Origin of the sequence: Arthrobacter sp. MW3 TE3886 (genome assembly GCF_041262145.1) — a bacterium.
Classification (GTDB): domain Bacteria; phylum Actinomycetota; class Actinomycetes; order Actinomycetales; family Micrococcaceae; genus Arthrobacter.
Map to the genome: position 1 here is coordinate 4424419 of NZ_JBGCAN010000001.1, position 13304 is coordinate 4437722.

Below are 13304 nucleotides of genomic sequence, written 5' to 3' on the forward strand. Positions count from 1 at the left end.
ATGTCCGTCGCTGCCACGTGAGACCACCGGACATGCCCTCCCCCGGCCCGCACCAGTGGACATACTCCCCTTGTGCCCATCCACGGACGTGAAGACTGGACATGTCCCTCACTGCCGGACGCGACCACGGGACATGCCCTCCCCTGGCCCGGACTGTTGGCTAACAACTGGACATGTCCGTCGCTGCCACGCCTGACCACCGGACATGCCCTCCCCCGGCCCGCACCAGTGGACATACTCCCCTTGTGCCCATCCAAGGACGTGAAGACTGGACATGTCCCTCGCTGCCGGACGCGACCACGGGACATTCCCTCCGCTGGCCCGCACTGTTGGCTAACAACTGGACATGTCCACCGGTGGGAATGAACTGGTGCAGGGCAGCTCCGTGAAGCCCGGCTCGGCGGGGCTTGGCGGGGCTCGGCGGGGCGAAGCCCGGCTTGGCCGAGCTCGGCGGGGTGAACCGGGGCCCGGCTCGAAAGGCCCGGCGCGTATGCACCCGGCCCGTAAGGAGCGGCCCGAAAGGCTTGGTTCGGAAGGAGTGGTTCGGTGGCCGGGTCCCCCAAGGAGCCGGCCACCGAACCAAACACTCCCACCCCCAAAGCTTGTCACAGGTTTGACAAGATTGTCACACGCCGCTCCGGGCCGTGCCGAAGCCCATCGGTATTGTGGAATCCATGAACGAGACGACGGCACCGCAGAATCCCGAGCACCGGAGTATCTTCCTTGACAAAGCGCACCCCGCTGCCTGGCGCGCACTCAACGGTCTGGGCCTGAAAGCGAAGGAAGCCGCCGCCGAGGCCGGGCTGGACGACACGCTGATCGAGTTGCTCAACGTCCGCATTTCGCAGATCAACGGCTGCGCCTATTGCCTGGACATGCACGTGGGCGATGCCGTCAAGAACGGCGAGTCGGCACAGCGCCTTGCCGTCCTCCCCGCGTGGCGCGACACTACTCTGTTCTCCGAAAAGGAATGCGCAGCCCTGATGCTGGCCGAGGCCATCACCACTATCTCTGACGCCCCGACCCGCGACCGAGAAGGCGCACAGGCCAGGCGGCACCTGACGGCCGAAGAATTTTCCGCCGTCAGCTGGCTGGCGATCACGATGAACGCGTTCAACCGGGTTTCCATCGTCAGCCAGCACCCGGTCCGCGCCGCCCGCGGCTAACCCGGCCCGGTCCGCACCGCCGCCCGCACCTGGACCCCCGGTCGGCGGACGGCTGGCCGCGACGCCACGGGCATCAATCACGGCATCAATAGTGTGTGGCTGGCCAAGCAACGAACCGTAGCCACAACTGGCGCGCAGTCGTAAGCTCGAAAAGTGGGGCGGAGCCGCGGTCACCGAGGGAGCACTGCCATGAAGTGGGTCAGGCCGGGTCACCCGGAATACGACGAAACACGACGACTCTTCAACGCGATGATCGACCGCCATCCGGCCGTCATTGCCCCGTGCGCCGATCCGAAAGGGGTCGCCGAGGCGTTGGCGTACGCACGGACACATGGCCTCGAAGTCGCCGTCCGGGCCGGGGGCCATTCCGTGGCCGGCATGTCCATGAACGACGGCGGCCTTGTGATCGATGTTCGTCCGATGAAGTCCGTCCGGGTGGACCCGGAGGCCCGCACTGCCACGGTGGGCGCTGGCCTCACCTGCGGCGAGTTTGACCGCGCCACCCAGGAATACGGCCTCGCCATCACGGGCGGGCGGGTCTCCACGACGGGTCTCGCCGGTTTCACGCTCGGGGGCGGGTCCGGCTGGCTCGAGCGCGCCTTCGGCTTCGCCTGCGACGACCTCGTCTCCGTGGATCTGGTCACGGCCACCGGCGAGCAGGTGACGGCCAGCGCCCAGGAGAATCCCGAACTCTTCTGGGCCCTGCACGGGGGCGGCGGGAACTTCGGCGTCGCCACCTCGTTTACGTTCGGCCTGCACCAGCTGGGGCCAAAGGTGCATGCCGGGGTGCTGATGTGGCCGGGGGACGCAGCCCCGGAACTCAGCCGCGGATACCGGGACCTGGCCGTCGCGGCGCCCAACGAAGAGTCCGCCACCCTCATCTACGGGATCGCGCCGGCGGAACCCTTTGTGCCCGCGGATATGGTGGGCAAGATGGCGGTGTACGTCGTGTATGTCTTCGCCGGGGATGCCGAGGAAGGCAAAGAACATGCCAAGGCATACCGGGAACTGGGCCCTGTTGTGGACCTGGTGGAAGATACCGGCTACGCAGACTTCCAATGTTCCCTGGACGACCCGCCGGGTAAGTACAACTACTGGAGCGCCGACTATCACGACGAACTCTCCGACGACGCCCTGGACGTCATCATCGACTCGGCCCGGAATCTTCCGGGACCAAGCTCCCAGCAACTGATCGCCCATTGGGGCGGGGCGGTGAGCGGGCCGGCCGCCGCTGCGACCCCGCTGCTGAACAGGACCGCCAGCTGGGTGAGCCACCCGTTCGGCCTGGGCGACACGCCGCAGGGCGGGCAGGACGCGAAGGCGTGGGTCAAACGCTTCCGCCAGGACATATCCCCCTACGCGACCGGAGGCGTCTGGCTGAACTTCATCGGCGACGAAGGCCAAGCCCGGATCCGCGCGGCCTACGGCGACGAAAACTACAACCGGCTGGCACAAGTGAAACGCGAGTTCGATCCCGGCAACGTTTTCCACGGCAACCAGAACATCCGCCCCGCCGTCGCGGTATGACCCGGCGGCGGCGGACTCCCGACGGCGGCGCGCGCCCGGCGCCCGCCGCCCGCGCCGTCGCCAGCGCCGGCAGTCTGGGCCGCGCGCCCGCGGTCGGGGCTAGACTGCCACCATGGCCATCTACGTCGATCCGCCACTCTGGCCTGCCCACGGAACCCGCTTTTCCCACCTCGTCTCGGACACGTCGCTCGCGGAACTGCACGCCTTCGCCGCGGCCGCCGGAATCCCCGGGCGAGCGTTCGACGGCGACCACTACGACGTCGCCGAGGCCCGGTACGAGGCCCTGGTGGCGGCCGGCGCCATCCCTGTGGAGGGCAGGGTCCTCGTCCGAAAATTGATCGCCAGCGGGTTGCGGATCCCGGCCCGCCGCCGCGGCAAGGCCCTCCGGGTCCCGCTCCTGAATCGCTGGAATGAGGCGTTGCCGGGCCACGACGCCCTCTTCCTGGACCTGCTGGACCGCTGGGGCGAAGAACACCGGAAATACCACGGCCGCACCCATCTGCTGGCGGTGCTGGAGGCCCTGGACCTGCTGTGCGATCCGGCCGATCCGCCCCGCACCGTGCTGCTGGCCGCCTGGTTCCACGACGCCGTCTACCGCGGCGTGGCAGGCCAGGACGAGGAAGAGTCGGCGCGGCTGGCCGAGGACCGGCTCCGGCATGCCGGCCTCCCAGCCGCCGAGGTGGACGAAGTGGTGCGCCTGGTGCTGCTGACCGCGGACCACTGTCCGGAGCCCGGAGACGACGACGGCGCCCTGCTCAGCGACGCCGACCTCTCCGTCCTCGGCGGGGCACCCGAGGCCTACGCCCGCTACCTCGCCGCCGTCAGGGAAGATTTCGCCCACATCGGCGACGCCGACTTCGCCGCCGGCCGCGCCGCCGTCGTCCGCCAGCTGCTGCAGCTTGATCCGCTCTTCCACACGGGCCGCGGCCGGACACTGTGGCTGGACGCCGCCCGCCGGAACCTGCGGGGAGAACTCGCGTGAGCGGTTTCCCGGCCGCCTCCCTGCAGCCGGGGGCTCAGGCGGCCACGCTGAGGTGATTCGCCAGCCGGTCGAACGACTCACGCCACCCTTCGCCATGGCGGTCGCGGCTGGCCGCGGAGTCGAACGGCCCCTGGGTGAAGGTCATCTGCGTGCCGCCGTCGATCTCCTCCAACCGGATCGTCACCTCGGTCTCGTAGCCGCGGGTGCCGTCCGGCCTGTCCCAGGCATGGGTGAACATCAACAGGTGCGGCGGTTCAACATCGGTATGCACCCCGCTCCACCAGAATTGCTGCCCGGTACTGTCCTGGATCATGCAGGCGCGGTACAGGCCGCCGACTTCGAGGTCCGTGTCGACGCTCTCACGCGGGACATGGAAACCGCGCGGACCCCACCACTGCGGAGCCTGGTCCGGGTCCGTCAACGCCGACCACACGCCCTGGATGGGGGCCCTGAACTCGCGGACAATGACCAGCATGAGGTCCGTGTCGCCGGATGCCGGTTGGCTCATGGTCCTCTCCCTCGGATTGCTTGAATTGACAGGCGAAGTGCCCCCGCCTGCTGGCCGCGCTGGCGCTGCCGGCGCCTAGCGCCGGCCGGGGCTGTAGGCGGTCACATACGGGGTGTTGCTCGGGATGATCTGTTTGCCGAGCGGCATCAGCGAAATGGGGATGAGCTTGAGGTTGGCGATCGCCAGCGGGATGCCGATAATCGTGATGGCCATGGCGAAGGCCGTGACGACGTGCGCGATCGCGATCCAGAGGCCCGCCACAAGCAGCCAGATGACGTTTCCCACCAGGGTAAATATGCCGTTTCCGCCGGGCTTGTCCACCACCATGCGGCCGAAGGGCCACAAGGCATAGGACGCGATGCGGAACGAGGCCAGGCCCCACGGGATGGTGACGACCAGCAGGCAGCAGACGACGCCGGCCAGGAAATATCCAAGGGCCAGCCACAGGCCGCCGAAGAGCAGCCAGATGATGTTCAGGAGTGTCTTCATGGATTCATTCTCGCCCGTAGGAGTGACATTCGGATCAGTGGCTTACCCGGAAAAATCCCTGACTTGCGCGCCCGGCCCCGGAGAGGTTCCCCCGAGACGGGTGAGGCGTGCCCGGCCCCGGATTGGGCACCCCGTTTCGGCGCTTAGGTATCGGCCTGCTTGACCATGGCGGCCTCAACGTTGATCTTGACCTTGTCGCTGACCAGCAGGCCGCCCGCTTCGAGGGCGGCGTTCCACGTCAGGCCGAACTCTTTCCGGCTGATGTCCGCTTCGGCACTGAATCCGGCCCGCGTGGCGCCGAAGGGGTCCACCGCCACACCGGTGTATTCGACTTCGAGCTCCACGGGCTTGGTGATGCCACGGATTGTGAGCTCGCCGGTGAGCACATAGTCCTCCCCGTCGCCCCGGATCCCGGTGGCCCGAAAAGTCATGTCGGGGAACTGCTCAACGTCGAAGAAGTCCGGGCCGCGGACGTGGCCATCGCGGTTGGCGTCGCCCGAATCGAAGCTGGCGGTCTTAACCGTGGCGTGCAGGCTTGCGTCCGCCAGCGACTCGCGCACCCTCGCCTCGGCGGAGGCCTCGTTGAACCGGCCGCGGACCTTGCTGATGCCCGCGTGCCGGACGCTGAAGCCGATCTCGCTGTGGGACATGTCCAGTGTCCACACTCCGGGGGTCAAACCTTCGGGCAGAGTCACAACGGTCTCCTTCGAGCAGTGGCGGGCCTGTCCCGCCGGGGCGGTCGGGGTATTCCCCACTTTGCATGCTAACGAGGAAGCACGTCCCGGGCTAGGTCCCACCGGCCCTGACGCGGGACACGCGGGACGCGGCACGCCAGCGGCCACGCCGGCTGGCGGCGTCGGGATTCCGACGGCGGATCCAGCCATCCGGGGCCGACGCGTTCTCTGGCCTTCGCTCCACGGCCGGGTTACTCTGGCCTATAAATGCCGGGCAATCACCGAATTTCACGGAACTATTCGCACAGTCCTGATCAACCCAATGATGTGAGGAATCGTGGCCGGGTCCCTGGGGAAACGTGGCAAGGCGGGTATCGGCGCTTGCTTGCTGAGCCTGGGTCTGCTGCTTTCCGCCTGCCAGCCCGGGCCGCCGGAACCCTCACCGCGCCCGAGCTCCGGCACGCCGTCGTCCCCCGCACCGTCGTCCCCACCGCCGTCCACCGCGCCGCCGTCGTCGTCTGCCGCACCGTCGGCAGGCGAGCCCGTGCACTTCACCGCCCAGGGTGACATCGGCCTCGGCTCGGGCGCCAAAAAAGTGCTCGACGCCGTTGCCGGCCTCAAGCCCCACCTGAACCTCGCCCTGGGCGACTTCGCGTACAAGGCCGGACTCGAACAGGAGTTCTGCGACATGGTCACCGCCCGTCTCGGCGAGAACTTCCCGTACCAGTTGGTGACCGGGAACCACGAGAGTGATGGCCGGGATGGCGACATCGAGAAATACGTCCAGTGCCTGCCCAACAAGATGCCCGGCCTTCAGGGCGAATACGGCGTCCAATGGCGCCTGGATGTCCCTGAGCAGAATCCGGTGGTCCGCTTCATCATGGTTTCCCCCGGCATCGACTTCCGGGGCGGAGAGCCGCTGGACTACTCAAGGGGCAGCGAACGCTGGCGCTGGACCGCGGACGCCATTGACGAGGCCACATCGCAGAACATCCCCTGGACGGTGGTGGGCATGCATACCCCGTGCCTGAGCGTCGGCAACTACGACTGCCAGGCGGGGCAGGACTTCACGAACATGCTGATCGAAAAGCAGGTGGACCTGGTCCTGTCCGGCCACGACCACGTCTATCAGCGGACGCATCAACTGGCCACGGGGGGAGGCTGCGCGGAACTCGTTCCCGCGACCTTCACCTCCGGGTGCCTGGCCGATACCGATGGGACCATGGCCCAGGGCTCGGGGACGGTGTTCGCCACCGTCGGCGTTGGCGGCGTCGGACTCTACAATGTCAGATCCGAGGATCCGGAGATGCGTTACTTCGCCAGTACATCCGGAAAGAACCAGGACCCGGCTTTTGGGACCCTGGATGTCACGGCGACGGCGGATGAACTGGCCGCCCGGTTCATTCCCGCCGACGGCTACAGCTTCTCGGATTCCTTTACCCTCCGCCGGTAAGCCGCCAGACGCGCGACGAGGGCTCAGGCCGGCACCCAGATACTGACCCAGTCCAGGTAGACGTGGCCCTGGGTTTCCGGAGCCGGACACAGAGGCAGGCAGGATTCGGTCTGCAGGATGAAATGCATGGGCGTCGAGGGCACGTCCGTTGTGCTCGCGCCGATGGATCGTCCGTCAATGAAGAACTCAACGCGTCCGGGGGTCCACTCCGTCGTGGCCACATGCCAGTCTGTGGAAACTTTATTGGAAAAGAACTGTTCAAAGCTCTTTGGATTCAAGGACATGAAATGGGCAGCTGCCGTCAGGATTGCTCCGAGATCGCCTTCGGGGAAATCTATCTCCCCGTCCCGCGGCCAGATGCCACTATCCGGCCACAGGAGCCACGCCGTCTTGAAGCCAGGCATGGCATCACCCCTGTACCGGACTGAGTAGCGGCCGTACAGCATGCTGTTGGCCCTCGGCGGATTCTTGCTGGCATTCGGGAATTTGGGGGTGGGCGCGGCACCCATGAAGACACCGTTTTCCGAATGCATGAACCAGTCCAGAACGCCGTTCCTAACGCTCAGGACTTTCGAGGGGTAGTAGCCCGATTTTCCGTCGCTGACCTGTCCGTCCGTATCCGGTGTTCCGTCCTTATATCCGGCACTCCACCGGTCCCGGTAGAGCGGCCCGGGAAAGGAACCCAGGGGGACGTCGCCGCCGGAGAAATCCTCCACGAAGACGTTCCTCCATCCGGGCAGATCCCCCGACATCGCGGTGGCGGTGGTCCGGTCCGGAGGCGGTGCCGATGTCCGGGCGGGCCGGGACGCCGGCGCGCTCTCCGGCGCAGGGGCGGCAGGGGCGGCAGAGGCGGCGCCACCCGCAGGCGACTCAGTCGGCGCCACCGACTGGAACCCGGGCGGGGCCCCCGTTCCGGCGTCGGCCGGCGGAGCCGCCGGCGATGCCGAAACGGAAGTGAACAGCGGCCGCTCGCCCCGTGGAGCGGCATCCGAGCCGCACGCGGCCAGGGCCAGGACCGGGCCCAAGACCATGGCGGGAACCGCCAGGAACCGGAAGGTCGGGAGACGCCGGCGTCCTGCCGGCACGCGCCCCCATTTAACGGGTGTCCGCATTCGGCCAGTGTCGCATGGAGGCAACGGTCCATCAACAGTTTTGCATCATTTTTAGTTGAATTTTCAAGTTAATCCAAGGTTAATGCAAGGTGATGAAACCAAACTTAAGGCCTGGGGTATATCACTAAGTTGTCGACGACAGAACAGCGTGAGCATTGGGTCTATTTTCCGGTCGGAGGAGTCGGGAAGCGCTGCAGTTGCGACGAGCAGAAATACGTCATTGAGTGGTGAGGCCAGTGTCCATCCCGAATCTCAAACCGAACGTGCGCCCCCAAACGACGCCGCCGCCGGCAAATCCCTCGGTCAGCGTGGTGATCCCCACTTTGAACGAGGCATTGAACCTGCCGTGGGTGCTGCGGCGGATGCCCTCTTATGTGGATGAGGTGGTAATTGTTGACGGCCGTTCCCTGGACGGCACAGTAGAGGTGGCCCGGGCCTTGCGCCTGGACGTCGTTGTGGTGGCAGAGCCCCGCCCTGGCAAAGGAAACGCCGTGCGCGCCGGATTCGCCGCGGCCTCCGGCGACATCATCGTCATGCTCGACGGCGACGGCAGTATGGACCCCCAGGAGATCGGCTGGCTGGTGACTCCGCTCCAGCACGAATACGACTTCGTCAAAGGCTCCCGCTATGTGACGGGCGGCGGCTCAGACGATCTCACATGGCTGCGCAGCGGCGGAAACAAGATGCTCACCCGGCTCGCCAACGCGGTCCTCCACAGCGACTACTCGGACCTTTGCTACGGCTACATCGCCCTGCGCCGCGAATGCGTTGACATTCTGGAGCTGGAGTCGGACGGGTTCGAGATCGAAACTGAACTGATTGTGCGGGCCTCAAGGGCCGGCCTGCGCATTGCCGAGGTTCCCAGCCATGAACTGTCCCGCATCTCCGGGCAGTCAAACCTGCACACGTTCCGGGACGGCTGGCGGGTCCTCCGCACCTTGGCCCGCGAGCGCGTGAGCTGGGAGGCCCCGACTGCCGGCGCCCGCCCCGAAGCCCTGCGTCGGGTCAAGTACAAATACCCCAACGAGGTCTTCCCACACGTCCCCACCGATCCCAGCAGCGTCCTGGGCGTACGGGCGGGCGAATAGGATGTCCGAGAACTCCAGCCTTCCGGCAGTATCCGTGGTCATTTGCTCCTACTCGGAGGACCGGTGGGACCGGCTGATCGGCGCCCTGGACTCGGTCCGCACCCAGACCTTCCCACCCATGCAGACGATCGTCGTCGTCGACTACAACGTGGACTTGTACAAGCGTCTGATCTTTACTGTCCCGGATGCCGTAATTGTCGAGAACACCGGGCCCAAGGGTCTCTCCGGCGCCCGCAACACCGGAGCGGGCATCGCCAAGGCAGAGATCGTGGCCTTCCTCGATGACGATGCCGAAGCCGAACCGGACTGGCTCGAACGGCTTGCGGCGATGTACGACGACCCCGACGTTCTGGCGGTCGGCGGCCGGGTGGAACCGCTCTGGGAAGCCGGACGGCCGGGCCACTTCGCCAACGAGCTCGACTGGATTGTCGGCTGCACCTACCGGGGAATGCCCAAAGTCGCTGCCGAGGTCCGCAATGTCATTGGCGCGAACATGTCCTTCCGCGCCAATGTCCTGGAACGGGTCGGCGGTTTCAACACAGCCTTGGGCCGCCAGGACGCCGTCCCGCTGGGCTGCGAAGAGACCGAACTGTGCATCCGCGCGGTGATCGGAGCTCCCGGATCCCGTGTGGTCTATGAGCCCGCGGCCCTGGTGCACCACCACGTCCCGGCCGAGCGCGGCACCCTGCGCTACATGCTTGCCCGTTCCTGGGGCGAAGGGATTTCCAAGGCGCAGGTCAGCAGGGTGGTCGGCCACAAACGGGCGCTTGGCCCCGAACGGCGCTATGTCCGGCAGGTCCTGCCACGTGCGGTGTTTGCCGGAATCCGCGGTTGGCTCGGCGGCGGGGACCGCGCCGGGCTCGGCCGGGCAGCGGCCATCATCGCCGTGCTCGCGGCCACCGCGACCGGCTACGTGCGCGGCCGCCGCCTGCCTGCGGCGCCGTCGCCGGCCAAAGCGGCCGCGGTGTCGCCGGAAGAGCCATGGCGGGAAGTCAAGTGAACCGCGCAAGGCCCTTCCCCGTACACCGCCCGGTGCAGGCCCTGCACCCGGAACCACCCGACCGCAGAAACCCGACCCCAGAAAGCTTGGATCATGAGCCAACCTGAGCGCGACGTGAAACAGCCCATTGGCGCCTCTGCCGGAGCCTCCTTCGATGTCCACGGGATCGTGGGCATCGACGTTGAGGCGGGAACGCCCGGGGAACCGCAACTGAGGGACATGCTTGCCCCGTTCCTGGGGACCTCCACCGCGCCGCGGCAGATCACCATCGGCGCCAAGATATCGCCGATTTCCAGCCAGTCGCACGCGGAGGATGCCTACCGGTTCACCGGGGAGTCCCTCTATATTCCGGCGGACCGCGTGCAGATCATCGAAACGAAGGACGGGTACCGGATCGAAGGCGCCGGCGAGCTCCTGACCACCGTGATTCCGCTGCTGGACCGATTGTGTGTCCAGGAGGAGACGGCCATGATCCATGCCGCCGTGGTGGACTTCCGCGGCTCCGGGGTTCTCCTGCCGGCCTGGGGTGGCGTTGGAAAGACCAGCACGGTGGCGAAGCTGGTGGCCATGCCCGATGTGCGGTTCATGGCCGACGACTGGGCCTTTATGGGCGCCGGCGGAATGCTCATGGGCTACGCCAAACCGATGTTCATCAAGCCCCACCACCGTGCCATCTACCCGGACATGTTCCGGGGAACGCGCAAGCCCCTGGCCCCCGGATGGCTGACGACGCCGGTCGCCCATCTGGCCACGGCGGTCCATCCGGTCATTGTCCGCTATCCGAAAACAGCCGCGTTCACCCGGCGCTGGTCCCCCGAACACCGCATGGTGCAGCCGGAGCACGTTTTCGGGGCGCAGCGGATCTCGTCCGCGGCGCCGGCACAGCTGGCCATCTTCCTCGAGCGCTTCGACGGCGCGGACGCGCGGCTGGAAGCACGCAGCGCCGAATGGATGACGTCCCGGGTCGTCGGCAACTTCCATTCGGAACTGCCCATGGTCTCGCGGCGCCTCGTCGAGGCCCTCGGCGCCACCAGCCTCGTCCCCCTGGAGGAACACTTTGGCCAGAAGGCGGCCGTGGTGCGCCGGGCCCTGGAGGACGTTCCGTGCTGGCTGCTCCGGCTGCCCGCCGCTTGGTCAGCGGACCAGGCCTCTGACTTCATCGCGAATCTGGTTCGTTCAAAACTGGATGAGTGAGGCGAGGCCACGTGAGCGATCTGAAGGTGTCGGTTGTTGTTCCGGCGCGCAATGCCGCAGCGTGGCTGGGCGAGTGCCTGGAATCGATCCGCAGCCAACACCCGTACGAAATGATCGTGGTCGATGGCTGCTCGACGGATGACACTGCCGAAATCGCCCGCGACTGCGGCGCGACTGTCATCTCCGATGAAGGGCGCGGCCTGCCTGCCGCACGGATGCTCGGCGCCCGGAGCGCCACCGGTGACGTTGTCGCCCTGATCGACGCCGACGTCGTCCTTCCGCCGAAGAGCCTGCCCCGGCTGCTGGCCGAATTCGAGACCGGCGGTTACGACGGCCTGCAATTCGGGCTGGCCAGCGAAGCCGACGGCCCCGGCTACTGGGGGGCTGCGCTGGCCTGGCACCACAACCACAGCCGGGTGCGCAAGTGGTTTGGCGTCAGCGCCACGCTGATGCGCCGCGACGTGCTGCTCGACGTCGGGTTCGACGACGACTTCCGCTCCGGGGAAGACGTGGAGCTTAGGATCCGGCTGGAGCAGGCAGGGTACCGGCTCGGTGTCTCAGACTCCGTGGTGGTCAGGCACCGGTTCGACGACACGTTCGACTACGCCCGCGACCAATGGCTTCAGGATGGGGCCGGGACGGCCCGGACCGTCCGCAAGCACACGCGCCGCGCCGGCTGGCTGGTGATGCTGCCGCTGCTGGCCACCGTGCGCGGCGTCGGCATGTCCCTGGTCCGTGCACCCCGCTTCCTGCCGTACTGGATGGGTTTCCTGCTCTACAACTACCGCGCCATGGCCGGCGAGCTCCTGCGGCCGGCCCACAAACCGATCTCGGTCGGCGGGAACGCGGCCTGGCTGGCCGCCGCGAGGATCGCCCCCATGGTGACGGGCTTCCTGTTCTGGGCACTCGCGGCCCTCGTGCTTCCGCCGGAGGAAATAGGTCTTGGGTCTGCGGTGGTCGCCGCCGCGCTCCTGACCGTGCAGCTGGGGATGTTCGGCGTCGGGCCCGCCACGCTGACGCTCCTGCCCGCGGAATCGGACGGCGGCCGGCGCCTCATCGCCACCGGTCTGCTTACCGTCGCAACGTTCTCCCTGCTGGGTGCGGTCCTATTGGTTGCCGTCACGTACTGGCTCGGCACAGGTGTGGGCGAGGCCTGGGTGGAACCCCTGGTCACGGTTCTTTTCCTGGCCACGGCATTACTCGCCGCCAGCGCCTACCAGCTCGACCACGTGGGCGTAGCCCAGGAACGGGCCGACCGTACGCTGGTCAGGAGCCTCGCGCAGTCCCTCGTCCAGCTCCTCTTTCTGGCCGCCGCGTTGGCCGTCGGACTCCGTGATCTGGCGGTGATTGTGGGCGCCGTTGCCGCCGGCGCGCTGGCCAGCGTCCTCGTAGGGCTGCGCCAGCTGGCCCGGGCTCACATGTCCCCCGACTGGAAGCATGGCTTCCGGCCTCGTCCGGCCCTGAATCTCCTGAAGCCGGGGCTTCCCAATCATGCCCTCACGCTCGCCGACCGCGCACCCGGCTACCTGCTCCCGCTCATCGTGGCAGCTACTCTGGGCCCGGCGTCGACTGCCGCGTGGTACGTGGTGTGGATGATGGCCTCGGCGGTGTTCTTCGTGCCGCAGTCGGCCGGGTTTACCCTGCAGACAGCCCTCGCGGGAACGCGGGCGCGGCCGGGCCTGGTGGGGTCCGCGCTCCGGGCCAGCTTCATGCTGACTCTCGTGGCCGGGCTGATACTGATGCTGGCCGGCCCCCTGCTTCTGGGCTTCCTCGGGCCGCAGTACGCGTCCGCGTGGATCCTCATTCCTATACTCGTCCCGGCGCTCCTCCTAAGTTGCGTGACCCAGGTCTACTACGGGCTGTGCCGGGCCCAAGGGCGGCTTTTCGAATCCACGATTGTCGCCACCCTGGCCGCCATCCTGGTCGTGGCACCCGCCGCGGCCGTGGCCCAGCAATATGGCCTCACCGGCGTCTCAGTCCTCTGGGCCGTTGCACAAGCGGCTGCCTCGCTGATTGCCACCTGGCGTCTGATCACCCTGACCCGGATGAAGCCCGCCGCCACCGCAGGCGAGATTCCTTCAGCGGCGCGCCACCAGCCGACCTGAATCGAG

Annotated in this window: 13 protein-coding genes; 9 read left to right on the forward strand and 4 right to left on the reverse strand. The window is 67.2% G+C overall.

From position 1 onward, the window contains the following. The first annotated feature begins 674 nt into the window (after window positions 1–674). The 3 genes from ABH915_RS20210 to ABH915_RS20220 all read left to right on the forward strand — a co-directional run bounded on the left by ABH915_RS20210 (window position 675) and on the right by ABH915_RS20220 (window position 3675). Window positions 675–1166 carry a carboxymuconolactone decarboxylase family protein gene (locus tag ABH915_RS20210; protein ID WP_370124696.1) on the forward strand — a complete coding sequence of 164 codons (492 nt, stop codon included), beginning with the start codon at window positions 675–677 and terminating at the stop codon, window positions 1164–1166. 189 nt (window positions 1167–1355) lie between these two features. Continuing rightward, window positions 1356–2693 (forward strand): FAD-binding oxidoreductase, encoded by a 1338-nt coding sequence (locus ABH915_RS20215; RefSeq protein ID WP_370124698.1) that lies wholly within the window; start codon window positions 1356–1358, stop codon window positions 2691–2693. Between the two features lie 112 nt (window positions 2694–2805). Further along, a complete protein-coding gene (locus ABH915_RS20220) occupies window positions 2806–3675 on the forward strand; it encodes a DUF4031 domain-containing protein (RefSeq protein WP_370124700.1) in 870 nt (289 codons plus the stop codon). Between the two features lie 34 nt (window positions 3676–3709). On the opposite strand, the gene ABH915_RS20225 is transcribed toward ABH915_RS20220, so the two are convergent. The 3 genes from ABH915_RS20225 to ABH915_RS20235 all read right to left on the reverse strand — a co-directional run bounded on the left by ABH915_RS20225 (window position 3710) and on the right by ABH915_RS20235 (window position 5367). Further along, window positions 3710–4183, reverse strand: a complete 474-nt coding sequence (locus ABH915_RS20225) for an SRPBCC domain-containing protein (protein WP_370124702.1) — start codon at window positions 4181–4183, stop codon at window positions 3710–3712. 75 nt (window positions 4184–4258) lie between these two features. Further along, complete coding sequence (locus ABH915_RS20230; RefSeq protein WP_026538133.1) at window positions 4259–4672, reverse strand: YccF domain-containing protein; 414 nt, start codon at window positions 4670–4672, stop codon at window positions 4259–4261. Window positions 4673–4815: 143 nt separating this feature from the next. Continuing rightward, on the reverse strand, window positions 4816–5367 hold the full coding sequence (locus ABH915_RS20235) for a YceI family protein (protein WP_018774137.1): 552 nt from the start codon (window positions 5365–5367) through the stop codon (window positions 4816–4818). A 360-nt stretch (window positions 5368–5727) separates the two neighbouring features. Here ABH915_RS20235 and ABH915_RS20240 point away from each other — a divergent pair, with 360 nt between their 5' ends. After that, window positions 5728–5913 (forward strand): hypothetical protein, encoded by a 186-nt coding sequence (locus tag ABH915_RS20240; RefSeq protein WP_370124705.1) that lies wholly within the window; start codon window positions 5728–5730, stop codon window positions 5911–5913. Next, window positions 5891–6799, forward strand: a complete 909-nt coding sequence (locus ABH915_RS20245) for a metallophosphoesterase (protein ID WP_370124707.1) — start codon at window positions 5891–5893, stop codon at window positions 6797–6799. Before ABH915_RS20240 ends, ABH915_RS20245 begins: the two co-directional genes overlap by 23 nt. Window positions 6800–6822: 23 nt before the next feature. On the opposite strand, the gene ABH915_RS20250 is transcribed toward ABH915_RS20245, so the two are convergent. Beyond that, entirely contained in the window at window positions 6823–7515 is a 693-nt protein-coding gene (locus tag ABH915_RS20250; RefSeq protein ID WP_370124709.1) for a glycoside hydrolase family 16 protein, read from the reverse strand. Window positions 7516–8147: 632 nt separating this feature from the next. Between ABH915_RS20250 and ABH915_RS20255 the strand changes: the two genes are divergently transcribed. From ABH915_RS20255 to ABH915_RS20270, 4 genes are all read left to right on the forward strand, one after another. Then, window positions 8148–8999 (forward strand): glycosyltransferase family 2 protein, encoded by an 852-nt coding sequence (locus tag ABH915_RS20255; protein WP_155846839.1) that lies wholly within the window; start codon window positions 8148–8150, stop codon window positions 8997–8999. Between the two features lies 1 nt (window position 9000). Continuing rightward, window positions 9001–9999 carry a glycosyltransferase family 2 protein gene (locus ABH915_RS20260; protein WP_370124711.1) on the forward strand — a complete coding sequence of 333 codons (999 nt, stop codon included), beginning with the start codon at window positions 9001–9003 and terminating at the stop codon, window positions 9997–9999. A gap of 93 nt (window positions 10000–10092) precedes the next feature. Beyond that, window positions 10093–11193 (forward strand): hypothetical protein, encoded by a 1101-nt coding sequence (locus ABH915_RS20265; protein WP_370124713.1) that lies wholly within the window; start codon window positions 10093–10095, stop codon window positions 11191–11193. A gap of 11 nt (window positions 11194–11204) precedes the next feature. Continuing rightward, window positions 11205–13298, forward strand: coding sequence for a glycosyltransferase (locus tag ABH915_RS20270; protein WP_370124715.1), 2094 nt, complete (start codon window positions 11205–11207; stop codon window positions 13296–13298). The last annotated feature ends 6 nt before the right edge of the window (window positions 13299–13304 follow it).

Excerpts from the sequence above, each read along its gene's own strand:
- ABH915_RS20210 (WP_370124696.1), top strand. The coding sequence starts at position 675 with ATGAACGAGACGACGGCACCGCAGAATCCCGAGCACCGGAGTATCTTC.
- ABH915_RS20260 (WP_370124711.1), top strand. The coding sequence starts at position 9,001 with ATGTCCGAGAACTCCAGCCTTCCGGCAGTATCCGTGGTCATTTGCTCC.
- ABH915_RS20265 (WP_370124713.1), top strand. The coding sequence starts at position 10,093 with ATGAGCCAACCTGAGCGCGACGTGAAACAGCCCATTGGCGCCTCTGCC.
- ABH915_RS20230 (WP_026538133.1), bottom strand. The coding sequence starts at position 4,672 with ATGAAGACACTCCTGAACATCATCTGGCTGCTCTTCGGCGGCCTGTGG.
- ABH915_RS20220 (WP_370124700.1), top strand. The coding sequence starts at position 2,806 with ATGGCCATCTACGTCGATCCGCCACTCTGGCCTGCCCACGGAACCCGC.
- ABH915_RS20225 (WP_370124702.1), bottom strand. The coding sequence starts at position 4,183 with ATGAGCCAACCGGCATCCGGCGACACGGACCTCATGCTGGTCATTGTC.
- ABH915_RS20215 (WP_370124698.1), top strand. The coding sequence starts at position 1,356 with ATGAAGTGGGTCAGGCCGGGTCACCCGGAATACGACGAAACACGACGA.